At 63.1% G+C, this 25,378-nt stretch carries 21 protein-coding genes; 15 read left to right on the forward strand and 6 right to left on the reverse strand.

All coding sequences use genetic code 11. The annotated features are described in order from the left end of the window. Positions 1-185 precede the first annotated feature (185 nt). Complete coding sequence (locus PAN31108_RS16910) at positions 186-845, forward strand: carbonic anhydrase (RefSeq protein WP_150669979.1); 660 nt, start codon at positions 186-188, stop codon at positions 843-845. 142 nt (positions 846-987) lie between these two features. Here PAN31108_RS16910 and PAN31108_RS16915 read toward each other — a convergent pair whose 3' ends face one another. Further along, complete coding sequence (locus PAN31108_RS16915) at positions 988-1,737, reverse strand: hypothetical protein (protein ID WP_150669980.1); 750 nt, start codon at positions 1,735-1,737, stop codon at positions 988-990. A 151-nt stretch (positions 1,738-1,888) separates the two neighbouring features. Next, positions 1,889-2,587 (reverse strand): GntR family transcriptional regulator, encoded by a 699-nt coding sequence (locus PAN31108_RS16920; protein ID WP_150669981.1) that lies wholly within the window; start codon positions 2,585-2,587, stop codon positions 1,889-1,891. Between PAN31108_RS16920 and PAN31108_RS16925 the strand changes: the two genes are divergently transcribed. The 6 genes from PAN31108_RS16925 (at position 2,579) to PAN31108_RS16950 (ending at position 11,284) form a co-directional block, all read left to right on the forward strand. Next, positions 2,579-3,718, forward strand: coding sequence for an Ldh family oxidoreductase (locus PAN31108_RS16925; protein WP_246184008.1), 1,140 nt, complete (start codon positions 2,579-2,581; stop codon positions 3,716-3,718). The two genes, PAN31108_RS16920 and PAN31108_RS16925, sit on opposite strands and share 9 nt — an antisense overlap. 22 nt (positions 3,719-3,740) lie before the next feature. Further along, entirely contained in the window at positions 3,741-4,961 is a 1,221-nt protein-coding gene (locus tag PAN31108_RS16930) for an iron-containing alcohol dehydrogenase (RefSeq protein ID WP_150669982.1), read from the forward strand. Between the two features lie 31 nt (positions 4,962-4,992). Then, positions 4,993-6,444: an NAD-dependent succinate-semialdehyde dehydrogenase gene (locus PAN31108_RS16935; protein WP_150669983.1), complete on the forward strand. Its 1,452-nt coding sequence runs from the start codon at positions 4,993-4,995 to the stop codon at positions 6,442-6,444. A 114-nt stretch (positions 6,445-6,558) separates the two neighbouring features. Beyond that, the gene (locus PAN31108_RS16940) at positions 6,559-7,947 is read left to right on the forward strand and encodes an amino acid permease (protein WP_150669984.1); all 1,389 of its coding nucleotides are present in this window, start codon (positions 6,559-6,561) and stop codon (positions 7,945-7,947) included. A gap of 67 nt (positions 7,948-8,014) precedes the next feature. Further along, positions 8,015-9,310 carry an alanine racemase gene (locus PAN31108_RS16945; protein ID WP_174995028.1) on the forward strand — a complete coding sequence of 432 codons (1,296 nt, stop codon included), beginning with the start codon at positions 8,015-8,017 and terminating at the stop codon, positions 9,308-9,310. 219 nt (positions 9,311-9,529) lie between these two features. Next, positions 9,530-11,284, forward strand: a complete 1,755-nt coding sequence (locus tag PAN31108_RS16950) for a peptidoglycan D,D-transpeptidase FtsI family protein (protein WP_150669986.1) — start codon at positions 9,530-9,532, stop codon at positions 11,282-11,284. Between the two features lie 40 nt (positions 11,285-11,324). Here PAN31108_RS16950 and PAN31108_RS16955 read toward each other — a convergent pair whose 3' ends face one another. Continuing rightward, positions 11,325-12,290 (reverse strand): LysR family transcriptional regulator, encoded by a 966-nt coding sequence (locus PAN31108_RS16955; RefSeq protein WP_174995029.1) that lies wholly within the window; start codon positions 12,288-12,290, stop codon positions 11,325-11,327. Positions 12,291-12,568: 278 nt separating this feature from the next. On the opposite strand from PAN31108_RS16955, the gene PAN31108_RS16960 reads away from it, so the two are divergent. Next, a complete protein-coding gene (locus PAN31108_RS16960; protein ID WP_174995030.1) occupies positions 12,569-14,935 on the forward strand; it encodes a penicillin-binding protein 1A in 2,367 nt (788 codons plus the stop codon). A gap of 46 nt (positions 14,936-14,981) precedes the next feature. After that, the gene (locus PAN31108_RS16965) at positions 14,982-16,031 is read left to right on the forward strand and encodes a D-cysteine desulfhydrase family protein (protein ID WP_150669989.1); all 1,050 of its coding nucleotides are present in this window, start codon (positions 14,982-14,984) and stop codon (positions 16,029-16,031) included. Positions 16,032-16,193: 162 nt separating this feature from the next. Here PAN31108_RS16965 and PAN31108_RS16970 read toward each other — a convergent pair whose 3' ends face one another. Beyond that, a complete protein-coding gene (locus PAN31108_RS16970; protein WP_150669990.1) occupies positions 16,194-17,084 on the reverse strand; it encodes an alpha/beta fold hydrolase in 891 nt (296 codons plus the stop codon). Between the two features lie 108 nt (positions 17,085-17,192). Here PAN31108_RS16970 and PAN31108_RS16975 point away from each other — a divergent pair, with 108 nt between their 5' ends. Continuing rightward, positions 17,193-18,071 (forward strand): LysR substrate-binding domain-containing protein, encoded by an 879-nt coding sequence (locus PAN31108_RS16975; RefSeq protein ID WP_370819676.1) that lies wholly within the window; start codon positions 17,193-17,195, stop codon positions 18,069-18,071. Positions 18,072-18,180: 109 nt separating this feature from the next. Here PAN31108_RS16975 and PAN31108_RS16980 read toward each other — a convergent pair whose 3' ends face one another. Together PAN31108_RS16980 and PAN31108_RS16985 are read right to left on the reverse strand one after the other, a co-directional pair. Continuing rightward, positions 18,181-19,101, reverse strand: coding sequence for an alpha/beta fold hydrolase (locus PAN31108_RS16980; protein ID WP_217426327.1), 921 nt, complete (start codon positions 19,099-19,101; stop codon positions 18,181-18,183). Between the two features lie 355 nt (positions 19,102-19,456). Then, the gene (locus PAN31108_RS16985) at positions 19,457-20,191 is read right to left on the reverse strand and encodes an SDR family NAD(P)-dependent oxidoreductase (RefSeq protein ID WP_150669993.1); all 735 of its coding nucleotides are present in this window, start codon (positions 20,189-20,191) and stop codon (positions 19,457-19,459) included. A gap of 99 nt (positions 20,192-20,290) precedes the next feature. Between PAN31108_RS16985 and PAN31108_RS16990 the strand changes: the two genes are divergently transcribed. The 5 genes from PAN31108_RS16990 (at position 20,291) to PAN31108_RS17010 (ending at position 25,133) form a co-directional block, all read left to right on the forward strand. After that, entirely contained in the window at positions 20,291-20,653 is a 363-nt protein-coding gene (locus PAN31108_RS16990) for a winged helix-turn-helix transcriptional regulator (protein ID WP_150669994.1), read from the forward strand. Between the two features lie 214 nt (positions 20,654-20,867). Beyond that, the gene (locus PAN31108_RS16995; protein WP_150669995.1) at positions 20,868-21,497 is read left to right on the forward strand and encodes a hypothetical protein; all 630 of its coding nucleotides are present in this window, start codon (positions 20,868-20,870) and stop codon (positions 21,495-21,497) included. Next, on the forward strand, positions 21,494-22,474 hold the full coding sequence (locus PAN31108_RS17000) for a DMT family transporter (protein WP_150669996.1): 981 nt from the start codon (positions 21,494-21,496) through the stop codon (positions 22,472-22,474). The genes PAN31108_RS16995 and PAN31108_RS17000 overlap by 4 nt, the downstream gene beginning before the upstream one ends. 18 nt (positions 22,475-22,492) lie before the next feature. Continuing rightward, positions 22,493-24,103, forward strand: a complete 1,611-nt coding sequence (locus PAN31108_RS17005; RefSeq protein WP_150669997.1) for an amidohydrolase family protein — start codon at positions 22,493-22,495, stop codon at positions 24,101-24,103. Continuing rightward, positions 24,093-25,133, forward strand: a complete 1,041-nt coding sequence (locus PAN31108_RS17010; protein WP_150669998.1) for a CobW family GTP-binding protein — start codon at positions 24,093-24,095, stop codon at positions 25,131-25,133. Before PAN31108_RS17005 ends, PAN31108_RS17010 begins: the two co-directional genes overlap by 11 nt. Positions 25,134-25,378: the final 245 nt, after the last annotated feature.

The raw sequence follows: 25,378 nt of genomic DNA on the forward strand, positions 1-25,378 counted from the left end.
GGATGCCGGTCGTGGTGAAATCGAGTCGCGCGCCCGTGGCGTGGCATGGCGCAAGTCGCTTTCGGGCGGCGCTCGCCATGTCGGCCGACGCGGAGATAGGCGATAATGGGCGACCGGCGGCAGGCCGCTCATCGCTTCGCGCAGTTGGCCGCGCCCGTGCCGGGGTCTTAACTCAGAGATTCGCTATGCGTGACATCATCGACGGCTTCCTGCGGTTTCAGCGCGAAGCCTATCCTCAGCGTGCCGAACTGTTCAAGCAGCTCGCCACTAGTCAAAATCCGAAAGCACTGTTCGTGACATGCTCGGACAGCCGCGTCGTTCCGGAGCTGCTGACGCAGCGTGAACCCGGTGAGCTTTTCGTCATACGTAACGCCGGCAACATCGTGCCGTCGTACGGGCCCGAGCCGGGCGGCGTTTCCGCGACGGTGGAGTACGCGGTAGCGGTGCTGGGTGTGAAGGACATCGTGATCTGCGGTCACTCGGACTGCGGCGCGATGGGGGCTATTTCGCGCTGCACCTGTCTGGACCATATGCCGGCGGTCGCCAACTGGCTGCGCCATGCCGACGCCGCGAAAGTGATCAATGCGGCCCATTCGTTCGAGACGCCCCACGCGAAGCTCGACGGGTTGGTGCGGGAGAACGTAATTGCCCAGTTGGCCAATCTGCGAACCCACCCCTCGGTAGCGCTTGCGCTCGAACAAGGGCGCATGAATCTGCACGGCTGGGTTTACGACATCGAAACCGGGGGTATCGAAGCGCTCGACGGCGCCACCCGGAAGTTCGTCTCGTTGGCCGATTCGCCGACCACGGTGGCAGTGACGTCGCGCAAAGTCGACGGGCGCTGAGTTCCTCAAGCTCACGGGGTTTGCCCGGCGTCCTCAGCTCGTTTAGCGCTGCTGAGCGGATCAGGGCGGAACTGCCGGCGCGAACGTCATGGTTTCGGAGTGCGGTGGCGGTCTGCCAGGATCGCCACCTGCCCCGAAGGGCTCACGTCTGCTGTCGGGCGCGTTGGAATGCAACGGTTTGCCGGGACACGACCTGCGTGGCGAAGTCCGCATCCTGGGGAATCGGTTCCCAGAAAAATCCGAGTTTGAAAATGGGCAGGAAATTGAATTTCCTTGACCGGAAGATGCCCCGGTTGCGCTTGAACTCGCTGTAACGATCCCCTTTGAAGGCTCGATTGACCGACGTAAAGGGCAAGAGGCGTTCGGCAATATCGGGGAACAGAAAGTCCGGGTGCGTTGCGCCGAAGTTCTCCATCGCGTCGAACTGGTCCTTGCCGATCACTTGAATCGCCGTTTCGGGCATGCCGTAGCGCATCGCCCACAGCACGTGCCATCCGGCGTCCACTTCATTGATGAAGTCCGCGAGCCGAGGCGTGAGGATATACGCGTCGGATTCGATGTGCACGATCTTGTCCGCATCGATTTCTCTCGCGAGCTTCACGGAACTCAGAAAGCTTCGCCACCAACCGGGATAGCTGTGCATGCTCTGCCGACCGAGATTCTTCTCGAAACGCAGCAGGCAGGCTTGCTGACCGGTGCTCGACAGACCTTGCTCGAAGGGCGCGCAGGCGAGTTCGTCGACGGGAGGGAGGTACGGGGAGCCGTCGTCGATGAGGACCGTGTGGGTCGCATGGATCGGACCTTTCGTGTAGTAATCCAGCCAACGTTTATATCGAACCTGCCAAGCGTTAGCGTCCGACATATAACTGGTACAGAACAACAAAGTTTTCATCGATTTGCCATGGATGTCTGATGATGTATGTTTGCCCGCAGCGGGGGCATAGATGCGTTACGCCGGTACTCTACATTCATTGATGCGCGGCGACGACTTCGCAACGTGATGTTTAAGCGTTCCCTCGGCGCGCATGATCGGTCGGCGAGGCTTACTCGCCGAAGAACGGCGAGAGCCGTTCTCTCGAGCGCAGAATGTGCGTTCGCATGGCCTGCGCCGCACGCTCGGCATCGCCGCCTAACAAGGCGTCCAGGATCGCACGATGCTCGCCGATCGCCTCTTCCGTGACCTGAGAGTGAAAGCGCAGACGGAACAGATGCATGTGCGAATGCAGGCGGGCAAGCGTTTCCGCGGCGAGCGCATTGTGGCCGTACTCGGAAATCCATGCATGAAACTCGGCGTCCGCGACGGCGAATCGCCCGTAGGCGACTTTCGCGTCGTCACAATCCAGCGACGTCATCTGACGCTCGATCGCCAGCAACGCATCCTTTTGGGCGGTCGTCATCTGCTGCGCGGCCCGGCCCGCCATGTACGGTTCCAGTAACAGGCGAAGGTCGTAAATCTCCTCGAAGCGCTGCCGCGTGGGCATCGGCGCCGCGCTGAAGCCGATGTTGTGGGTCTTGGCGACCAGTCCCTCCGCCTCCAGCCGGATCAATGCCGCCCGGATCGGCGTCTGCGAGACGTTCAACTCGCGCGCCAGGGCGTCGATCGAGATTCTCGCACCCGGCGGTAACTTCAACGAAATCAAACGACTCAGCAGGGCTTCATAGACCTGATTGCCCAGGGGCTGACGCGTCAGTTCACGCTCCGGCTCGCCTTCCAATGCTCTCGTGACGTTAGGGTGTTCCATAACAAGCTCAAGATTGTTCTTGACGCCATGATACCCCGCTACTACGATAAATCAAATCGTGCATCGTATCGGATACGATTTTGGAGAATAAAGTGGAGACGCATCATGGATGTTGAATGGGTCACGGCGGATGTTGCGCGTGACATGAGCCTGCGGGCGCTCGCCCGCGCCGGCGTGCCGGAGCCTCACGCCGAAATTCAGGTCGAACTGCTGCTGGAGGCGGAACTGCGGGGGCGACCCTCGCATGGTTTGCAGCGATTGCCACGGGTGATCGAGCGTATTCGCAACGGGGTCGCCGACCCTATCACCCGGGGGCAGGGGCGTTGGCGGGGAACGGCCCTGCTCGATGTGGATGGAGAAAACGGGTTAGGGCCAGTGGTCGCCTTCCATGCGTTGACGCAAATTTCGGAGCGTGCCCGAACGGCTGGCGTATCGGTGGCCACCGTTCGCCGGTGCAATCACCTCGGCATGTTGGCGCTTTACGCCGAGCGCATGGCCCAACGTGGGCAAATTCTGATTGCACTCACGACCAGCGAAGCGTTGGTGCATCCTTGGGGCGGGCGAAGCGCCCTGATCGGGACCAACCCGATCGCGATCGGCGTCCCGGCGTCCCCGCATCCATTTGTCCTGGACATGGCAACGAGCCTCGTTTCCATGGGGCAAATCCACGATTACGCCAATCGCGGTGAAGCGCTGACGCCCGGCTGGGCGCTCGACGCCGACGGGGAGGCGACGACAGATGCGGCGGCGGCCCGGCAAGGTGCGCTTGCCCCATTTGGCGACGCGAAGGGTTATGCCCTCGGCCTTGCGTTCGAAGTCCTGGTCGCGAGCCTCACCGACACGGCGTTGGGCAAGGATGTGGCGGGCACGCTCGACTCGGATCGCGTCTGCAACAAGGGGGATGTCTTCATCATCGTCGAGCCCGCCTCCGAAGGCGTCGCCCGCCGAGTGAGCGCGTATCTCGACGCCTTGCGAAATTGCCCGCCGAGGAATCCGGATTGCCCGGTCGTCGTGCCGGGCGATCGGGCGCAGCAAGCGCGTCGCGCCTCTCTCGCACGAGGTGTCGCGTTGCCCGGTGACGTTTGGGCGCGCATCGTCGCGCTGGCGTCCTCCGACACCCAAGCCTCCTGACATAGACGACAAAGGATCAGCCATGACTCAACTCTTTGGCGTGCAACGCGCGCCGGGCACCGTATTGTTCGGCGAAGGCCAACGTCACGCGATCGGCGCGCTCGCCAGCCCCTTCGGCAAGCGCGCATTGATCTGTACCGATACGCGCTTTGCCGCATCGCCCGACATGCAGGAGATGCTGGCGCACCTGCGGGCGAGCGGCGTTGCTACGGAAGTATTCGACGGCACGCAAGCGGAGCTGCCGCTGGACAACATTCACGCGTGCGTCGAGCGACACCGCGCGCATCTGCCCGATATGGTGATCGGCATCGGTGGCGGCAGTTGCCTCGATATGGCCAAGCTGGTGTCGCTGGCGCTGACATACCCGAACCTGTCGCTCGATGCGTTTTACGGCGAACTCAAGGTACCCGGCCCCATCCTGCCCGTGATCGCGATCCCGACGACATCGGGCACGGGCTCTGAAGTCACCCCGGTCGCCGTGCTTGCGGACAGCGCTCGCGACATGAAGGTCGGCATTTCTTCCCCGTTCCTGATTCCCCGCATCGCGATCTGCGACCCGGAACTCACGCTGACGTGTCCGCCGGGATTGACTGCCGTGTCGGGCGCCGACGCGCTGACGCATGCCGTCGAAAGCTTCATGGCCGTGCGCCGTCCGGCGGCATCCGATATCGCGCTCACGCGTGTTTTTGTCGGCAAGAACTGTCTGAGCGACACACACGCGCTCGCAGCGATCGAGGCGATCTTCCGCTATCTGCCCACTGCGGTGGCCGACGGCCAGAATTGGGAAGCGCGCAGCATGATGATGTTCGCCTCGCTCTCGGCCGGGCTGGCGTTTTCCACGGCGGGTACGGCGGCCGCCCATGCCATCCAGTATCCGGTGGGCGCGCTCACGCACACTGCCCACGGCCTGGGCGTTGCGACGATGTTGCCTTACGTGATGGCCTTCAACGCGCGCCATTGCGCGCAGGAATTGGCACGGATTGCCCATGTGACCGGCTGCGCCCGGGACGATGAGCAGGCCACGGCGCGGTGCGTCATCGACAAGACCAGGGCGCTCCTCACAACGATCGGCATTCCGGCGACGCTCGCCGACCTCGGCGTACAGGAAGACCAGTTGGCGTGGATCGCCAAACAGTCGCTGCTATCGACGCGACTCATCGACAACAACCCCAGAAAGCTCGACCCGGACGCCCTCCAGACCCTCGTTGTCGCGGCATTCCGCGGCGAAGCCATCGCGATTTAACCCTCCTCTGACACTGCCGGAGACGTATCAAATGAATCACGAACCAAACGGCCTCATGCAATACGGCCTTTTCATCGACGGTGAATTCACCGCCGATGCCGACACTCGCTGGATCGACGTCTTCGATCCGTCCACGGAGGCGATCGTGGGACGCGTCGCCGACGGGAGCGTCGACGACGCGAAGCGCGCTGTCGATGCTGCGGCTTCGGCGTCGCGCGCCTGGGCGGCGACGCCGGCGCGCCGGCGCAGCGAGATTCTTCGCAACTGCTTCGAGCTGATGGTGCGCGAGGCCGACAACATCGCGCAGCTGATTTCGCGCGAGAACGGGAAGTCGCTTGCGGACGCTAAGGGCGAGGTCGCCTATGCGGCGGAGTTTTTCCGCTGGTTCTCGGAAGAGGCTGTCCGAATCAACGGCGATATCAGCACGTCGCCCAGCGGGGCGGCCAAGACCATCGTGCAATATCAGCCCATCGGCATCGCCTTGTTGGTGACGCCATGGAATTTCCCGGCCGCGATGGCCACGCGCAAGATCGCGCCGGCGCTCGCCGCCGGGTGTACCTGCATTCTCAAGCCCGCGACGGAAACGCCGCTCACGGCTTACTACATCGCCGCCTTGCTGGTCGAGGCGGGGGTGCCGGCGGGGGTCGTCAATGTCGTGACGACGTCCACGGCAGGCAAGGTCTGCAATGTGATACTCGACGACCCGCGTGTGCGCAAGCTGTCGTTCACGGGCTCGACCGAGGTCGGCCGCATTCTGTTGCGAAAGGCGGCCGATGCCGTCATCAACTGCTCGATGGAACTGGGTGGCAATGCGCCGTTCCTCGTGTTCGACGATGCGGACATCGACGTCGCCATCGAAGGCGCCATGGTGGCGAAGATGCGTAACGGTGGCGAAGCGTGTACCGCGGCGAACCGTTTCTACGTCCAGCGAGGCATTGCCGAGACGTTCTCCAAACGACTGGCGCAGCGCATGGGCGCGTTGGTGGTCGGCGACGGTGTGAACGCGACCACGCAACTCGGCCCGCTGGTCAACGCCGGCGCCGTCTCCAAGGTGCAGTCGCTCGTGGCGGACGCCTGTGCCAAGGGCGCTCGCGTTCTCGTTGGCGGTCATCGGGTTGAACGCACAGGCCATTTCTTCGCGCCCACCGTGCTGACCGATGTTCCGCCGAATGCCGATCTGTTGCGCGACGAGATCTTCGGTCCGGTCGCGCCGATCGTGGTGTTCGATACGGAAGACGAAGCCGTCGAGATGGCCAACGACACCGAATACGGGTTGATGGCGTATGTCTTCACGAAGGATCTGTCGCGCGGCATGCGTGTGGCCGACAGGCTCGAGAGCGGCATGATCGGCCTGAACCGCGGAATCGTCTCCGATCCCGCCGCCCCGTTCGGCGGTGTCAAGCAAAGCGGCCTCGGGCGCGAGGGCGCGCACCACGGCATGCTCGAATTCCTCGAGGCGAAGTACATCTCGACGAACTGGTAAGCCACCTCCGCCGGGCAACGGCGGCAACGCACCCCCACCGGCCTGCATGTCCGGGCCAGTCAACCCAATAATTATTCAACGACATACCCCGTCAGTGAGGGTAGGAGACAACGCATGTCAAATCATTCGGAAGCTGATTCGCTACGACGCGGTCTGAGCGAGCGTCAGATGAACCTGATGGCGCTGGGCGCTGCCATCGGCGTCGGTTTGTTCCTCGGCTCGGCCACGGCGATCAAGTCCGCCGGACCGGCGATCCTCGTGGCATACGGCGTGTGCGGATTGCTCGCCTACGTCGTCATGCGCGCCTTGGGAGAAATGGCGATCCACGACCCCGTAGCCGGCTCGTTCTCGCGGTACGCCTATAACTATGTCGGCCACCGTGCGGGATTTCTGACCGGCTGGACGTATTGGTTCTATTGGATTATCAGCATCATGGCGGAGGTCACGGCCGCCGCCATCTATATGCACTACTGGTTCCCCGAGGTGCCCTCGTGGATCTGGGCGCTGGCGTCGCTGTTTTCGATGACCGCGCTGAATCTGATCGCCGTGCGGGCCTTCGGGGAGCTTGAGTTCTGGTTCGCCTCGATCAAAGTGATCACCATTGTCGTGCTCATCGTCTCCGGACTCGGCATCATCTCATTCGGTATCGGCAACGGCGGTGTGCCCACCGGGATCGCCAATCTGTGGCGTCATGGCGGCTTTGCCCCGAACGGCGTGTCGGGCGTGCTGTCGGTCTTGCCGCTCGTCATCTTCTCCTACATCGGCATTGAAATGCTGGGGCTGACAGCGGGCGAGGCCCGCAACCCCAAGCAGACGATCAAGCGTGCCGTGAGCAGCGTGTTCTGGCGCATCGCGATCTTCTACGTCGGCGCGCTGTTCGTCGTATTGTCGATCTATCCGTGGAACGAGATCGGCGTGTCGGGCAGCCCGTTCGTCATGACGTTCGAAAAACTGGGCATTCATAAAGCGGCGGGCATTCTCAATTTCGTGGTGCTCACCGCCACACTTTCCGCCTGCAACACCGGCATCTTCGGCACCGCCCGGATGCTGTTCAACCTCTCGCAACAGGGGCAGGCCCCGCAACGTCTGAAGCAACTGAATCGTCGCGGCTTGCCGATCTACGCGATCGCCTTTTGCGTGGGGATCGCATTGTTCGGGGTGGCGCTCAACTACTTCGCGCCGAAAGGCCTCTTCGTGGCGTTGACCGCCGTGGCCGCGTTTGCCGGCATTTTCACCTGGACATCCATCCTTGTGTCGCACATCCAGTTTCGCAAGCAAGTCACGATCTCCGCGCAAGACACCCTGCTCAAGGGGGCGCCGTTCGTTACTTACATCGCCCTGGCGCTGATTCTCGGCATTGCGGCCCTGATGCTCTTCTTCGACGAAACGCGACCGGCCATTCTGATCGGCCTCGCGTGGGCGGTGCTGCTCAACGTCGTGTATGCGTTTGCGAGACCCAAGCGCGCCCCGGCCACGCTCGACGCTATCGAGGCCATGGAATGAACCGGTACGCATTGTGGGCCGCTGCCTTGCGCGCGTCGTCGAATGTCTTCACGGAGGCAAGCCGGATATGTTGAATCGAAACAGCGAAATTCCCCTGCGACTCTCGCCGTACAGCAAGGGCGTTCCGGACGCGCTGATCGACGTGCCTCGCGAGCGGCTCGCCTCGCTGTCCCGCTCTGCCGTGAGCGCCTATGCGGCCTATCCGGTCGCGGTGCTCAAGCAAAGCGTGCTGGAAAAGAACCGCGCATGGATGCGGCAGTACGTCGAGATCACCGGCGCCAGCCTGGCGCCGCATGGTAAGACATCGATGAGTCCGGAGCTGTTCGAATACCTCGATCACGGCGCAACATGGGGGCTGACGCTCGCCACCTGGCATCAGGTGAGGGCCGCGCGCGCGCACGGGGTGTCCCGCATCATTCTCGCCAACGTGGTCGGCAGCGAGTACGAAGCGGATTGGTATCTCGACGCGCTTCGCAGCGACCCGTCATTCGACTTCTATTGCTACGTCGATTCGATGGCGTCGGTGGAGGTCCTGTCGCGCGCCGCACAGCGCCAGCCCCTCGACCGTCCTTTGAAAGTGCTGCTGGAACTCGGCTATGCCGGGGGGCGGACCGGCTGTCGCGACGACGGCGATGCGATCAACATCGCGCGCGCCGTGCAGGACACGGGGGGATGTCTGACGCTCGCAGGCGTCGCAGGATTCGAAGGGCTGATCCCGGGGGCGACGCCGGCGCAGCGCCTGAGCGACGTCACCGCTTTTGTCGAGCGCATTCGACGTATCGCCAAACGATGCGACCGCAAGTCGCTCTTCGCCGGCGCGGAAGTCGTCCTGAGCGCCGGCGGATCGGCGTTCTACGACGTGGTCATCCGAATACTGCGAGACACCGAGCTGTCTCGCCCGACGCGGGTCGTGACGCGCAGCGGTTGCTTCCTTTCTCACGACGTCGGCATGTACGAGGCCTTATATCAGCATTTGCGCGAGAGAGACCCGCTGGCCCCATGCATTCCCGGCACGCTGGAACCGGCGCTGGAGGTATGGGGGCAAGTGCTGTCGGCACCGGAACCCGGCTGGGTGATCGTCAACGCGGGCAAGCGTGATTTCGGCACGGACGCCGGCCCTCCGACCGCGCGGTTCGTCATCGGCGCCGACAACCGAATCAGGCCCTTCCCGGCAGGCGCTGAGATTGTCGCCACCAGCGATCAGCATGCGCATCTGAGGGTTCCGCCCGGGCACGGCGTGCAGGTCGGGGATCGTGTCGGCTTCGGGGTCTCGCACCCGTGCACGACGTTCGACAAGTGGCAGGCGATCTACGTTGTCGATGACGACTACGTCATTCAGGACATCGTGCAAACCTGCTTCTGAGCGTGATGTGGCGTGATGTGGCGCGATGTGGCGTGATGTCGCATGGGGGGCATGCGTTTGGACGCGTGTGCCCCCGCGACACCGGCGTTCCGGCGTGTCGGACGACGCCTGCTAATGGAGGGATAAGAAATCGTCGATTGAACGAGGGCGCCGACGGCGATAACTTGGCCGGCCGCAACGATCTTTGCGTGCAAGGTTTTCGCCACGTCACGACTCACCATGCCAAGGAAGCTCATCTCGTTCAACACCCATGTCAGTCATCGGAGGGACCTGCCGGAGTGGCGCTCCAAATGTGTCGTGTTTTGCATCACGATGGCATTTCTGGTGCTGATCGCCCGGGCGCTGTGGGTTCAGGTCATCAACCGTCAGTTTTACGAAGCGCAGGGCGAGCGCCGATACGAACGTGTGGTGACGTTCACACCGCAACGCGCCCGCATTCTCGACCGACGTGGCAACGTGCTCGCGATCAGCGAACCGGTGGACGACCTGTGGGCCGATCCCGCGCATTTCCGTCAGGCAACGCGTGATCAGATTCAGGAAATTGCGGCAGCGCTCGATCTGCCGTTCGCGGCGGTCGCCGCGCTGGCGCAGGCCCCTAATCGCTTCCGGTATCTCAAGCCCACCGTTCAGATTCCGGTCGCTGACGCCCTGCTCGCGCAAGGGATTCCCGGTGTCCATGCAACACGCACGGAGCGCCGTTTCTTTCCGGAGGGAGCGGCGACGGCGCAGATCGTCGGCATTACGGGGCGCGACGGCGACGGGCGCGAAGGGCTGGAGTTGTCGCTCAACCGTCAACTGAACGGACAATCGGGCCAGCGCAAGGTGATCGTCGATCGGTTGGGACGCGTTATCGATAAGCCGACGCAAACGAAGCGCGCCGAGATATCGCCCGATCTCGTGCTGACCATCGATCGCCAGATTCAACGAATCGCCTTCGATGCGCTGGCAAAGGGCGTAGCGCGCACGGGGGCCGAAGCCGGCGCGGCCATTGTCGTGGATCCGCGCAGCGGCGATATCCTCGCGCTGGCCAATGTGCCGGCCTACGATCCGAACGTTGGCGCAAGCGCCGAACGGGTGCCGGTGCGAAATCGCGCATTGACCGATGCTTTCGAGCCGGGCTCGACGATCAAGCCCCTGACGGTGGCGCTGGCGCTGTCCCGCAAGCTGATTCGACCCGATACCGTTTTTCATACGAGCCCGGGCGTCATCAGGTTTCACGGCAGCGAGATCCGCGACACGTCGAATCATGGCGATCTCACCACCGCACAGATCATCTCGAAGTCGAGCAATATCGGCATGGTGCAGATTTCCAGCATGCTCGACGCCAGAGCGATGTACGAAAATTTCGCTCGCTTCGGGCTGGGACAAGCGCCGGTGAAGGGATTTCCCGGCACGGTCGCCGGAACGTTGCGCCCGCCAGGGAAATGGGGGCCGGTCGAGCAGGCCACGATGTCGTACGGCTATGGTTTGTCGGTCTCCCTTGCGCAGCTCGCCGATGCCTATGCGGTGCTGGCCAACAAGGGCGTTCGTGTGCCGCTGCGGCTCGTCGATCGCGGTGCTGACTCGACGACCGCCTCGGCGTCGAACGCGCAGCCGAACCTTGCGATGAACCCGGCGATGGACCCGGCGGCCAGCCAGCGGGTGGTTCCGGAAAGCGTCGCAAACAGCGTGCTCGACATGCTCGAACAGACGGTCGCGCCCGGCGGCACGGCCACGATGGCGCGATTGCCGGATTATCGCGTGGGCGCAAAGACCGGTACCGCGCGTAAGAGCGTGGGCCGGGGATACGAGCGTGGGAAGTACCGCGGGGTTTTCGTGGGCGTTGCGCCGATGTCCGCGCCGTGTCTGGTGGTTGCCGTGATGATCGATACGCCCACGAAGGTCTCATACTACGGTGGCCCTGTCGCCGGACCGGTATTTGCCGAGATCGCCGAGCAGACACTTCATGTGCTCGGCGTGAGGCCCGACAAGTAAGGTTTGCCCGATACCCCCGATACCCCCGATGCCCCCGATCCTAATCGGGCGTGTCGACGAGATCGATGCGCATCCGGGTCAGTTCGGTGGCCCGCCGGCGGACGAACTGCTCGCTCTGGCCGATCAGCCAGGCCTCGAAGGCGCCCGTCGCGGGGGCTTCGGGGCGTTTGGCGACGACCCAATACGCCGCCGGAGAGCGTACCGCGACCGGCAGCACGGGCACTAGGCGGCCGTCCGCCAATTCCTCCATCAACATCGAGGCCCGACCGATCGCGATGCCCTGATGATTGAGGGCAGCGCCGTAGGCCATGCTGGCGATATTGAACCGCGGTCCGTCGACATGCCTAACCCACGCCGGTCTGATGGCCCGGATCCACACGCGCCACTCGGCAAACGTCTCGGCCTGAGGCCACGCGAAGGCGTCGTGCAGAAGGACGCACGATGCATCGAGCTTGCCTTCGGCAAGCTTGGGATGCCGTTCGATGTAAGCGGGGCTGGCCACGGGAATCAGCCATTCGTCGAACAGCGCCGTGCTGCGCCCCGCGCCGGTGGGCTCGTCTTCGCAGTAGCGAACTGCCGCATCGACTTGTGTCGCATCGTTGGTTGCCACGCCAAGCGCCGCGAACTCCGCCATGAGTTGCACCGGATTGCGCTCGTAATGGTGGTGATACTGAGACAGCCGCGATACCAGCCAGTGCATCGCAAAGGAGGGGCAGCACCCCACCTTGACGGGTTCGCCCGAGTCCGAAATTCGCGCCAGCGTCGATTCGATTTCCTCGAACGCCCGCTGCGCGCCCTCCAGAAGCATTGCGCCCTCGGCGGTCAGCGTCAGGCTGCGATGCCCGCGCACGAATAGCGGGTACCCGAGGCGGCGTTCCAGCAGACGCACTTGTTGACTGATGGCGCTTTGCGTGAGGCTGAGCGCCTCCGCTGCACGCGTGAAGCTGAGCAGTCTGGCGGCCATCGTGAATGAGCGCAGCGCGCCGAGCAGAGAAGCGTCGACCATGTTTCGCATTAGTTCATCTAATTCAAGGATTAGAAATCATCGCTTGTTGGGTTGGCGGGATTTCTAGACTATTTGCCGAATGTATCGGAAATCTCGGCATATCGAAGGTCTGTCTGCACCGGACGCTCGCATAAGTCTTGTTTTCGGAAATGAATGACTCATGATGGAACAGCTTGCGCATGTTGGACAAGTTTTTTCGGCGACCCCGACGCGAACCGGGGCCCGCTCCGCAATCCGATTCCCCCTCTCCCGCACCCTCCTGGAAAGGCCGGCGCTGGGTGCGCCTCTTGCTGATGCTCACGGTGGCAGGTGTCACGGCGATGAGCGCGATTGCCGCTTACGTCGTGATCGTCGTGTATCCGGAGATGCCGAACGTCGCATCGCTTGCCGACTATCGACCGACGGAGCCGTTGCGCATTTATTCGGCCGATAACGCATTGCTTGCCGAGTACGGTATCGAGAAGCGCCGGCCGCTCAAGTACGACGAAATTCCCGCGTGCCTGCGCAATGCGTTGCTGGCTACCGAGGACGTTCACTTTTTCGAGCACGACGGCATCGATCTGCCCGGTCTGGTCCGGGCGACGCTCGTCAACGTGTTTCGTGGCGAAAAATCGCAGGGCGGCAGCACCATCACGATGCAGCTTGCACGCAACTTTTTTCTGACCCGGCAAAAGACGTACGCACGCAAGCTCTACGAGATTTTGCTTGCGCTGAAGATCGAGAGGGCGCTCTCCAAGCCGCAAATTCTCACGCTCTACATGAACCAGATCTATCTGGGAGAGCGGGCTTACGGATTTGGCGCCGCAGCCAAGGTCTATTACGCGAAAACCGTCGACGAATTGACGCTCGACGAATGCGCCATGCTCGCCGGGCTGCCGAAAGCGCCGGCGACCTACAACCCGATCGTGAACCCCGGTGGCGCCCGCGAGCGGCAAGTGGTGGTGTTGAACCGGATGCAAAGCGCCGGGTTCATCTCGCATGACGACTACCTTCGTGCCGTCCACGCGCCCGTCTTCTCCGCGCCGCAGCGCTCGGAGCCGAGCGTGCCGGCGTCGTCGGTGAGTGAAACGGTGCGTCAGCTCATCGTCAACGAGTTTGGCGACGAGGCGTACGAGTCGGGATTGCGCGTGTGGACCACGATCGTGTCGGACAAGCAACGCGCCGCGGCGGACGCCGTACAGGCCAGTGTCGACGCGTATCAGGATCGGCAAGCTTATGCGGGCCCGGAAGCGAAGTTGCCGCAGGCGCTGATGGCGACATTCGATGCCGGGCGGGGAATCACACCCAAACTCGCGTCTTTTCTTGAGTCTCGACCGGATTTTGCCGATACCGACGTTGCTGTCGTCGGCGCGGTAGGCGCGGTCAATGTGTCGGCGTATCTGGCCAGCGGGGAGAAGGTGTCCGTTGCGCTGCCCGGCGTGGGGCGCCAGCGCGCGCTGGCACGATCGCGTGTTCGGGCCCGACCGATCGAAGTCGGCGACATCGTTCGCATACGACGTCTGCCGAACGGGGCGCGCAAACTGGTGAGTCTGCCGGCCGTGCAGGCATCGCTGATCGCCATCGCGCCGGATGACGGCGCCATTCTTGCCATGGTGGGCGATAACGGTGTGTCGGGGCAGCATTTCAACCGGGTGATTCAGGCTTCGCGTCAGCCGGGGTCCGCGTTCAAACCGTTTCTCTACGCCGCTGCACTGGCTGACGGCTACGGCCCCACCACGGCGGTCTTCGACTTGCCGATCGAGGTCACGCCCGCGCCGGGGGCGCCCGTGTGGCGTCCGAGAGCGGACGGCAGGGCGCTCGGCGAAATCACGCTGAGTACCGCGTTGGCGCGCTCTCGCAATTTCGTCGCTGTTCGGCTGGCTCAGGCCGTCGGGCTACAGCGCGCCCAAGCGTTCATCGTGCGCAATTTCGGCTTCCGGGACGCGATGATTCCCGCCAATTTGCCCATGGCGCTCGGCGCGGGCGCTGTCACGCCGCTGGAGATGGCGGTGGGGTATGCCGTGTTCGCCAACGGCGGATACCGCGTGTCGCCCTACCTCATCGCGCGGATCGTCGACGCGAGCGGCGCCGAACGCTTTCGCGCCAAGCCGCAGCGGGCGCGGGTGATCGACCCGAGCGTCAGTTACCTGATGTCCGGCATGCTGCGCGAGGTGGCGCAGCGGGGGACAGCATCGGCAACCCGATCCCTCAAGCGCCAGGACATCGGCGGCAAGACCGGCACTACCAACGACTATCGGGACGGTTGGTTCGCGGGGTATCAAAAGACGATCGCGACGGTTGCATGGATGGGGTTCGATGCACCCAGATCGCTGGGGCCGGGTGAATGGGCTTCGAAAACGGCGTTGCCCATGTGGATTCATTTCATGGGAAAGGCGCTCAGCGGTGTGCCCGAGGCGGAACTCACGCCGCCGGACGATATCGTCGACGTCGACGACATTCCTTACGACAAGGCCCACACCCCCGGTCATGGCTTTGTCGAGCGACTGACGCAGAACGGTGATGTCGAGCGTACCGGCAGCGTCGCCTCGGCGCCGTTGGCGCAACCCTCCCCGCCCGCAAGTTCGGCAGCGGCGCATGCCGGTGCCGTGGCCGACGTTTCGTCACAGGAGCGTCAGCGCATTCTTCAGTACTTTCTTCAACCGTAATTCCACGACTAACGCACCGGCATTTGACGCCATGCAAGGAACCTCCATGACTTCTGTACTGAAATCGGCATTCGAGCGCCATGCGCGCGTTGCCCTGATGCAGCAGCCCACCCCGATCGCGCGCCTGACGCGGCTCGAGTCTTTGAGTGGGGCGCAGACGCGAGGCATTCGTCTTTTCGTGAAGCGCGACGATCTCGGAGAGGTGGGGGGCGGCGGTAACAAGCTGCGTAAGCTCGAATTCTTGCTGGGGTATGCGCTCGCCGAGCGTGTCGATACCGTCATCACGTTGGGCGGGATTCAGTCGAACCACGCGCGACTGACGGCGGCCGCCTGCGCAAACCTGGGCTTGACGTGCGAACTGGTGCTCGCCGATATGGTGCCCAGGCATGATGCCGAGTATCGGGAGGGCGGCAATGTCATGCTGGACCGGCTGTTTGGCGCGAAGCTCACATTCTTGTCGCCGGGCAGTGACGCGAGAAGTGTCGCCGCCGCGCGCGCCGAAGCGTTGAGGGCTCGCGGGCATCGCCCGATGGTGATCCCCGCCGGCGGGTCGTCTGCGCTCGGTGCGCTCGGGTATGTGAAGTGCGCGCAGGAGATTCTCGACTATGAGGCCGCTCATGGCGTCGTGTTTCGCCACGTGGTCGTGCCGAACGGCAGTCATGGGACACAAGCCGGTCTGGTCGCCGGCTTTGCGCGGGCGGCGGGGCGCGGCGGCATTGTGCGCGCCTATTCCGTACTGTCCGATCGCGAGACGACGTACGTCAACACCGTCAATCTGGTCAGGGAGACGTTGGCGCTGCTGGACGCAGACGCCTCGGACCTGAAGGAAGACGTCGACATCGTGGTGCAAGGCGACTACCGAGGGCAGGCGTACGGTCTGCCCACGCCGGCGATGGTCGATGCGGTGCGGTTGCTGGCGCGAAGCGAGGGCATCCTGCTCGATCCCGTCTACTCGGGCAAGGCATTCTCCGGGCTGCTCGGCGATCTCGCCAACGACCGGTTGCCGCCGAATTCCGACATCCTGTTCGTCGCCACCGGCGGCACGCCGAGCCTGTTCGCCTATCGCGATACGTTCGACGGCTGCGATCAGGCGTGATTCGTGCGCCGAACGTCGAATGGCCCCGGAAACCGACGCACCGCCCGGGATGAGGCGCTCAACCTGACGTGAAGCCTCCGGCGAATCGTTTCCGGGGCTTGTGCAGCGAAGGCGTGAGGATTTTCCTTGCGCCTTCGCTTCACGCCGTTCGCCGCCGCGTGCTCAGGTGCGCGTCAGAAATGTCAGAATCCGGTGCGCAACCGTCTGCGGGGCCTCCCGCTGCGGGAAGTGCCCGACACCGTCGATCAGAACACGTTCGTAGGGGCCGGAAAAGAAGCGCTCCTTGTCGGCAGAGCTTTGCGGATGGTTGCAGGTGTCCTCGGTGCCGTGGAGGACCAATGTCGGTACGAAGAGGATCGGCACCGGGTTCAGTTGCAATTCGTCGGCGTCGTAGGCCGGATCTCCTGCGACGAAACCCCAGCGATGCCGGTACGAATGCAATACGACGTCGGCCCAGTCCGGTCCGTCGAAGCCGTCGCACACGCTTTCGAACCACGCGTCCTTGCGCCCGTTGGGTGGCGACCAGGTTTCCCACATATGGCGAGTGAAGGCATGACGCTCGTAACGCACGGCGTGTTCGCCGCGAGGCGTCGCCATGAACCAGTGGTACCAGTAGCTGCGCGTCTGATCCAGCGACAGGGATTGATGCGGGTCATTCGTGCCGTAGCCTACCGACATCATCACCAGATGGGTGGCAACCCCCGTGCGCAGTCCGCACGCGTTCGCGACGGCCCGCGCGCCCCAATCGTGGCCGACGAGCGCCGGCGCCTGAATGCCGAGCACTTCGATGAACGTCAGCAGATCGCGCCCGAGCGCCGAGAGCTGGCCGCTGCGCGGGGTGTGGGTATCCCGGAATGCAGTGGGGGCGAAGCCGCGCAGTGCTGGCGCCAGAACGCGATAGCCTTGCGCGGCGAGTGCGCCGGCAACGTCGGTCCATGTGGCGGGGCCGTCCGGCCATCCGTGAACGAGTATCACGGTGCGCGTGCCGCGTGGGTTCCATTCCAGGTAGCCGACGTCGAGTGTCGGGGTGCGAACAAAGCGATATTGCGTCAATGCCGTCTCCAACGCAGATGTGAGAGATCGATGGTAGCGACGCGCGCCTGTGAGATTGGCGAGCAATCATTCACTATCGTCAACAAGTTGTGATGAATCGGAGGGATCGTGGAGACTGTTTTCGAGCCGCAGTCGTCATTGCTCGATATCGTGTTGCTGCGGACGTTTCTTGCTGTCATGGAGCAGGGCAGTTTTACGCAGGCCGCCGAGCGTCTGGCGCTTACGCCGTCGGCCATCAGCGGGCATGTCAAACGTCTCGAGGAGGGCATCGGGGTGAGGTTGCTCAGGCGCACGACGCGACGGGTCGAAGCGACGCCGGCTGGCGACACGCTGCATGCCTATGCGCGAAACATCGTGGCGTTGGAGCGGGAAGTCGTTGCGCGGCTCAGGGGAACGCAGATCGAGGGGCGAATTCGCGTCGGCGCCTCGGAGGATTTCGCCAGCACCTGGCTGCCGAAGGCGCTTCACGCGTTCCAGCTAAGGCATCCGGATGCCTCCATCGAGCTGCGGGTTGGCATCACGGCGGACTTGCTCGAGCAGCAATCCCGGGGCAAGTTGGATGTCGTTTTCGGCAAGCAATGCGCGCTGGCGGACGAGCGTGGCGAAATGCTCTGGGAGGAACCGCTGGTATGGGCGTATGCCGAGCGCGCCGAATTCGATGCCAACGGTGTCGTGCCGCTTGCCGTTTTTCCCGAGCCGTGCGTTTATCGCGAGGCGGCGCTGGCCGGCCTCAGCGCCGGCGCCCGACGATGGCGGTTGGCGTTCGAGAGCAGCAGCATGGCGGGCTGTACGTCTGCCGCGCTCGCCGGTTTTGCTGTGACGCCGCTCGCACTGAGCCAGCTTCGGCCGGGCCTGCGGCAGCTTGGCGCCGAGGCGCAAATGCCGACGCTTCCCAATGTGCGGTTTTACGCATTTCTGCACAAACGCACCCCCGCAACGCACTCGCTGGTCAAGGCGGTGTGCGATGCGGGGGGATGGGGGATGTGAGAGGCCCGACGTGCCCCGGTGGCCGCCCATCTTGGGTTGGCGTCGTCACGTTACCCGGGGCCGTCGAGGGGGCTGTCCGAAGGCAGCACGATCGTCATCGGAAGCGGGGCTATTTCTGCGGGCCGGAATCGAGAAAATCGAGCAGTATTCGAGACGTTTCCGCCGGTTTTTCCTCGGCGACGAAGTGGCCGCTGTCGGTCAGGTGAACCACCCGGGGCCGGGTAGTCCGTCGCTGTAAAAAGCCGTTGAGCCATTCATATCCCACGCCGCCGATACCCAGCACCGGCATGTTCAGCCGTTCCGGATAATCCCGCTGGTCGATGATGTCCTGAGTAAACGCCTGGTACCACGCGTTGCCTGCCCGGATGGCGTCCCGCGTGTTGTAAGCGTTTGCGTAGACGGCGCGATCACGGCGATCCAGCGCATCCGGGTATTTCAGCAAGTAGCGGAAAAACCAGGCCTGCTGAATTTCTGCGCGGCCTTCTAGCAACGCTTCCGGCATGTCTTTGACCTGGTTGAACGCGAACCACCAGGTGAATGGATGCGCAGCGTCGATCCGGTCGCCGAACGTTCCGTGTTCGGGCAACAGACGCATTTCCAAAACCGTGTCGTCCGAAGCGGGCACGTCGAGCAGCGTCAAGGACTGTGTGGCCTCCGGGTGATTCGCTGCGAAGGCGTAGGCGACCTGGGACCCGATGTCATGACCGACGATATGCGCACGCGCATACCCCAGCGCGCGCATGAGTCCGTAGATGTCGAGCGCCATGTTCTTTTTGTCGTATCCGCCGGCGGGCTTGTCGGACGTGCCCATGCCACGAATATCCACCGATATGACCCGGTGCGTTTTGGCAAGCGCCGGCATGATCTTGCGGTAGGCCCACCAGGTTTGCGGCCAGCCGGGCAACAAAATCACAGGATCGCCGTTTCCTCCGGAAACGTAATGCAAACGTACGCCGTTCGCCTCCACGAATCCCGAGCTGAACCCGGGGAGATCGCGAACGAGCGAGGCGTCCGACACGTCGGATGCCACGGCATCGTTGCCTGGGGTAGCGGCTATTGTGTTAGTAGTACTTAATATTAAACAAATGGCTATCGATGAAATCGAGAGTGCTAACTTCTTGTATGACATGCTGATCTCCAGCGTCGACCCTCAGTCAACCCTCAGTCAACCGTGAATCGACCCTTAGGCACCGCCTGATAGTCGCCCGCTCCTTAGTCGTTGACCCCTGGTCATCGTCCCGTCGTCGCCTCAAGCGCGGCAACTGATGCGGCAACTGACGGCGAGGGCGCCCGTTACGAGGTCCGACGAACGCGCGGCCGCGTGTCTTGAACGTTCGGTCTTGCATCCCTTCGGCGGTATGCAGAGCCGTGAAAAATGGGAAAGCTCAGATTTGCGCAAACCCGCCGTCGACGAAAACTTCGCTGCCTGTCATGAAACTGCTGTCGTCGGAGGCGAGAAACGCGGCCACGGCTGCCGTTTCGGACGGCGCGCCCATACGGCCCAACGGCGTCGCCTGCACAAGCGCTTCCAGTACGTTGTCGTCGAGAAACGCTTTCACGGCTTCGGTTTGCGTCGGCCCGGGCGAGAGCACATTGACCCGGATGCCGGTGCCTCGCAGATCCTGCGCCCAACTTCTGGCGAAGTTCCGGACCGCTGCCTTGGAGGCGCTGTAGACGCTCATGCTGGGCGTGCCCATGACGCCGACCGTCGAGCCCGTCAGGATGATCGAACTGCCTCGCTTGAGCAGCGGCAGACCGCGTTGAACGGTGAAAAGGGTGCCTTTGACGTTGATATCGAACGTACGCGCGTAATGCTCCGGGGTGATCGCTTCGAGCGTCGCCAGTTCGCCGATGCCGGCGTTGGCGAACAGAACGTCCAACGATCCTGCTTCCGTTTCCACGGTCTCGAACAGGCGATCCAGGTCGTTCAGGTTCGTGACATCGCCTTGAATGCCGCGGGCGGCGCCCCCCAACTCGGATAACGCAGCATCGAGCGATGCCTGACGCCGTCCGAAGATGTATACCTGAGCGCCCTCGGCGACGAAACGTTTTGCCGAAGCCAGTCCTATGCCTGTGGCGCCGCCCGTAATGACGGCCACCTTTCCTTGCAACTTACTCATGCCACTTCTCCTGTGTGTTGGTGCAGGAGCAGTGTAGGTTTGATAATATCTTTTTTACAAGTATGCACCTTTTAGTAAGTACCCATGGAGTGACCGAAAATGTCGGAATCGCCCGTTTTCAGCTGTGGCCTGGATGCCACCCTTCGCGTGATCGGCGGGAAGTGGAAGCCGCTGATTCTTTTCTTTCTGCACGATGCGCCGAAGCGCTATGGCGAGCTCAAGCGATGCGTTCAGGGGGTCAGCGACAAGATGCTGATTCAGCAGCTCAAGGAGTTGGAATCTGACGGGGTCGTCTCCCGGACCGATTACAAGGAGATTCCCCCGCGGGTGGAGTACGCGCTGACGGCCGTGGGGCGGGATCTTGCGCAAGCGTTGGTTCCGCTTTGCGGCTGGGGGACGGAAAACGCAGACAAGATTGCGTCGATGTTGGTCAAGCGGGGGCAAATCACACCGTCGAAGTAAACGATTCGTCTCGTCATCGCGATGGCGCCGGGAGCGTGTCGGCTGCGCGTTCTCCAGGCCAAGCGGGATGCGATGCGGCGCTCGCGAGCGATTCGCATCGCGCCGACTGTTCGACCCATACGAATTCGGGCGCAAAAACTCGTACGTTGTGTTTGATGTGCCGGCTTTATTGTCTACCTATCCTCGTACGTAAATTCCAAGCGAGGAGAGTCCGGTGAACAGGAGACAGTTCGCATTCGCAAGCGCGGTATCCGCTTGTACGCTCGTCACACGTTACGGATATGCGGATGAGACGCCGGGCGTGGTTCAACGGCGACTGCATCACGAAGACTTTGCCGACGCCTTGCTGACGCAAATCCGGCAAGCGGAATCGGTGACTGCCGCGTTCCAGGCTTGGTACGGCATCGTCAATCCGTTGTTGCCGTTCATTCACGCCACGGCGCTGGTATGCAGTAGTTCGGCCAGTGCGGCCGGTGCCGCCGGAGATCGCTCGCCGGGCGATGTGCGTCGCGTATTTTCGACCGTTCCCACGGCGTACCCGGTCGGTGGCTGGAAGCACCTGTCGGGCAGCGATTGGGCGCGGCATGTGCTCGTCGAGCAGAAGACGCTGATCGCATCGGGTCCCGAGCGTCTGAAACACTACTTCCCCGATTACGCCTTGCTGGAGTCACTGGGCGTTCGTACGCTGGTCAACATTCCCGTGGTCGTGTGTCGACGCACGGTCGGCGCTTTCGCGCTTCTTTTCGACACGACGCAGATCGATCCGGCCGCACTGGTCGAGGGGGAGCGCCTCGCACCGCTTATGGCGGGTGTCTTCGCGCTTGGTCAGGTGGAGTCGACATGAGCCCGGAAGCCGCGCGACAGCTGATGGAGGTCCGGAATTTCCCGCCGTCCTCCACGCATGCCGTGTCCAGGCCGCAAGCCCCGTCAGGCCGTCTGCCGCTTGCCATTGCGATTCTGACGCTGCTGATCTGGAGCACGTTGGCCGTGTCGGTCGTGAGCCTGAGCGCGGTCCCGCCGCTGTTGACGACGGGCATTGCGCTCACCGGCGGCGGTCTGCTGGGCTTGCCTTGGGTTCGATGGCGGTCGCTCGATTGGCGTGCCGTCGTTGTCGGATCGCTGTCGATGTTCGGCTATCACGCTCTGTATTTCCTGAGCCTGCAATGGGCGGATCCCGTTGCCGCCAGCCTTTTGCACTACCTCTGGCCGCTCTTCATCATCCTTCTGACACCTCTCATGCTCAGGGAACATCGAATTTCCCTGCTGCATGTGCTCTCCGGTCTGTGCGGCTTTGCCGGTGCGGCGGCCTGCATCGCATCCGGGCCGGCATTTTCCGGCAGCACCTGGGCGGGTTTCACCCTCGCGGGGATCTCCGGCCTCATCTGGGCCTATTACACCGTTTGGTCTCGCAAGCGGCGCTCGGTGCCGACCTCGACCGTCGCTTTGTACTGCCTCCTGGCCGGTGTGCTGGCGCTGGCGTTGCACGCCGCGCTCCAGCGCGGTTCGAGCGGCGCAGGCATCGCGTCGATGTTCGGTCTTGCCGAACTGAGCCTGCGTCAATGGGCAACGCTGGCGTATCTCGCGCTCGGCCCGCTGGGTGGCACGTTTTACATGTGGGATTTTGCCATCAAGCACGGTCGCCCCCATCAGATCGCGCTTCTGGCTTACGCGGTTCCCATTGCCTCGACCTTGTTCGTCGGTCTCTTCCTGGGGCGCGGCGTGGACCCGGCGGCGCTCGTCGGCGCGGCGATGGTCAGCATTGCCGTCGCCCTCGGCAACCGGGCCGACCGGCAGGTCCGGACGACGGGGACGACGGCTTAACTCTCGCGATCACACATCATGAATTCGAACCAACACGACGCCAGGCGTCAGATCGCCATCGGCGAGGAAATCGTCGCGGGCTTCGCCAAATACAAGCTGCCGAGCGTCGCGCCCGCAACGTCTCGCGATCGCGGCATCGGTCCTCACCGTCGACTGGTGCTTCGAGGTGCAACGCTCATCGACGGGACCGGTGCGCCGCCCTGGGGATTCGTCGACGTCGTTGTCGAGGGGGGCGTCATCGCGGACATCGTCAGTGTCGGTGCGCCGGGGCTCGCCATCAAGCCGGAACGGCGTCCCGCGTCCGGCGAGTTCGAAATCGATTGTCATGGCAAGTTCGTCACCCCGGGATTCATCGACGCGCACGCCCACATCGGCGCGCCATTTCACGCAGCCCGTGGGCTCATGCCGAGTGCGGACTACGTCTACAAGCTTTGGCTGGCGCACGGCGTGACGACGATCCGCGAGGCCGGGTGCTTTAACGGGCTGGCGTGGACGCTGGCACAGAAGCACGCCGCTGCGGAGCATCGCATCGCAGCGCCGAACATCCATGCCTACGCCTATTTTCCGGCGATCAACGATTATCTGAAGACGATTCACACCCCGGCGCAAGCCCGGGAGTGGATCCGTCGCATCGCGGATGCCGGCGCCGATGGGGTGAAGTTCTTCGGCGCGCCGCCCGCCGTCATGGAAGCCGCGCTGGACGAGGCGTGCGCGGCGGGGCTGCGCACTTGCTGCCATCACGCCACGCTTGCCGTGAGTCGCATGAATGCGCTGACCACGGCCCGCTGGGGATTGACCAGTTCCGAGCATTCCTACGGTCTTCCCGAGGCGTTGTTCGACGATCGTACCGTGCAGTCGTTTCCCGCCGACTATCACTACAACGACGAATATCTGCGCTTCTCCACCGCAGGGACCACGTTCCTTCAGGCGGCCAAACCGGGCAGTGCGAAGTGGAACGACGTTCTGGACGCGTTTCTGGAGGCGAAGCACACCTTCGTGCCGACGATGAACGTCTACGACGCGAACCGCGACCTCATGCGCACCCGTCGGGCCGATTGGCACGACCGGTTCACCGACCCGACGCTCATGCGCTATTTCGAACCGCATCGCGGTGGGCACGGCGCGTACTGGTATCGGTGGAGCACACAGAACGAGGTCGACTGGCGTGAAACGTTCCGGCTTTGGATGCACTTCCTGCGCGACTACAAGAATCGCGGAGGGCGTGTGTGCGCGGGAAGCGACTCGGGCTTCATGTATCAGGTCTACGGCTTCGGCTTCGTGCGAGAACTCGAGTTGCTTCAGGAGGCAGGATTCAACCCGCACGAAGTGCTGCGCGCCGCGACCCAATCGGGCGCCGAGTTGCTGGGCGTGGACGACAGCGTCGGTACGGTGGAAGTCGGCAAGCGCGCCGATTTGCTCGTGCACGATACGAACCCCCTCGACGACTTCAAGCAGCTTTACGGGACCGGTGCGCTGCGACTGAACGAGGCGCGTCAGGTCGGTGTCTGGCATCGTTGCCTGCGATACACCATCAAAGACGGGGTCGTGTTCGATACCGGCGAATTGCTGGCGGACGTCGAAGCCATGGTCGCTCAGGCGAAGGCGCGCGAGGCATCGGATGACACCTGAACTCACGGATTTCGTCATCCTGTCCGGCTTTCTCGGCAGCGGCAAGACAACGTTGCTTTCCGAGTTTCTCGGCCAGGGGGCAGACGATGGCACCGCCGTTATCGTCAACGACATCGGCGAAGTGAACATCGACGGCGCGATTCTTGCGGTCCACGACGGGGTGCCGATGGCCACACTCGGCAACGGATGCGTTTGCTGTAGCCTGATCAACGACCTTCAGTTCACCGTGGAATCGTTGATTGCCTCGCGCCGTGCGACAACGGCGAGCGCTTTTTCGCGCATCGTCCTGGAGTGCAGCGGACTGTCGGATCCCGGCGCCGTGATGCGCGGGTTGTCGGCGCTGGCATCGTACGGCCTGCGCGTTCGTGTCGTGACGACTTATGCCGCGAACACGTCGGTCAGTCGCGACGACTTTCCGCTATTGGCTGCGCAGGTTTGCGGCGCTCACACGGTTGTCGTCACCAAACTCGATTTATGCGATGTGGGGCAACGCGAACATGCGCTCGCCGAGATCGACGTGCTGGCGCCGTTGTCGCACCGGGTGATCGAACCCGACCGGGGGCGCAGGGCGATCGCGGCGTTTTGTCAGCGCGCGTCTGCGGTGCCGATGCCCACGGATCCCGCCATGACACGCATCGGACTGCCCGGCGGCCACGCTCGCGTAAAGGCATTTACGTTGTCGTGGGATGCTCCGCTCGACTGGCGAGCGTTCTCGGACTGGATGGAGAACGTTGCCGGTTTTCTCGAGGGACGGCTGCTTCGCGTCAAGGGCATCCTGCGTGTTGTCGATTGTGCCGATGGCGTACTCGTGCAGGGCGTCGGGCAACATTTCGATCCCCCGACACGCATTGCCACCCTCGCGCAGCGCTCGCAGATCGTCGTCATTACGGTGGACACGGAGGCAAGAGAGCTTCTGGCGATCCCGACGAATCTGCCCCTGCCCGAAGTGTCGACGCTCTCGAGCACAGCGTCTGCCGGCGATGTCGGGTTTCGCTTTACACGTCCGCTCTTTCTTCTCCCCTCGCGCTGAATTCGGCGCGCTTCCTACGTCTTTCGATGCCACGTCTTCTTATCCTCGACTTCCGATAGTCGCGGCGCCCGCGCGTCGCAATCCACGAGTGGCGCAGCGCGGACCGTCTCGCAGCCGTGCTGAGTCATCCAGATCAACCAGAAGAAATCTCGTATGGATATTTTTGCTCAACAAATCTTGAACGGCCTCGTGCTGGGTAGCGTCTACGCGATCATTGCACTGGGCTATACGATGGTCTACGGCAT

It is taken from the genome of Pandoraea anhela (assembly GCF_902459655.1).
In the GTDB taxonomy this organism is placed as follows: Bacteria; Pseudomonadota; Gammaproteobacteria; order Burkholderiales; family Burkholderiaceae; genus Pandoraea; species Pandoraea anhela.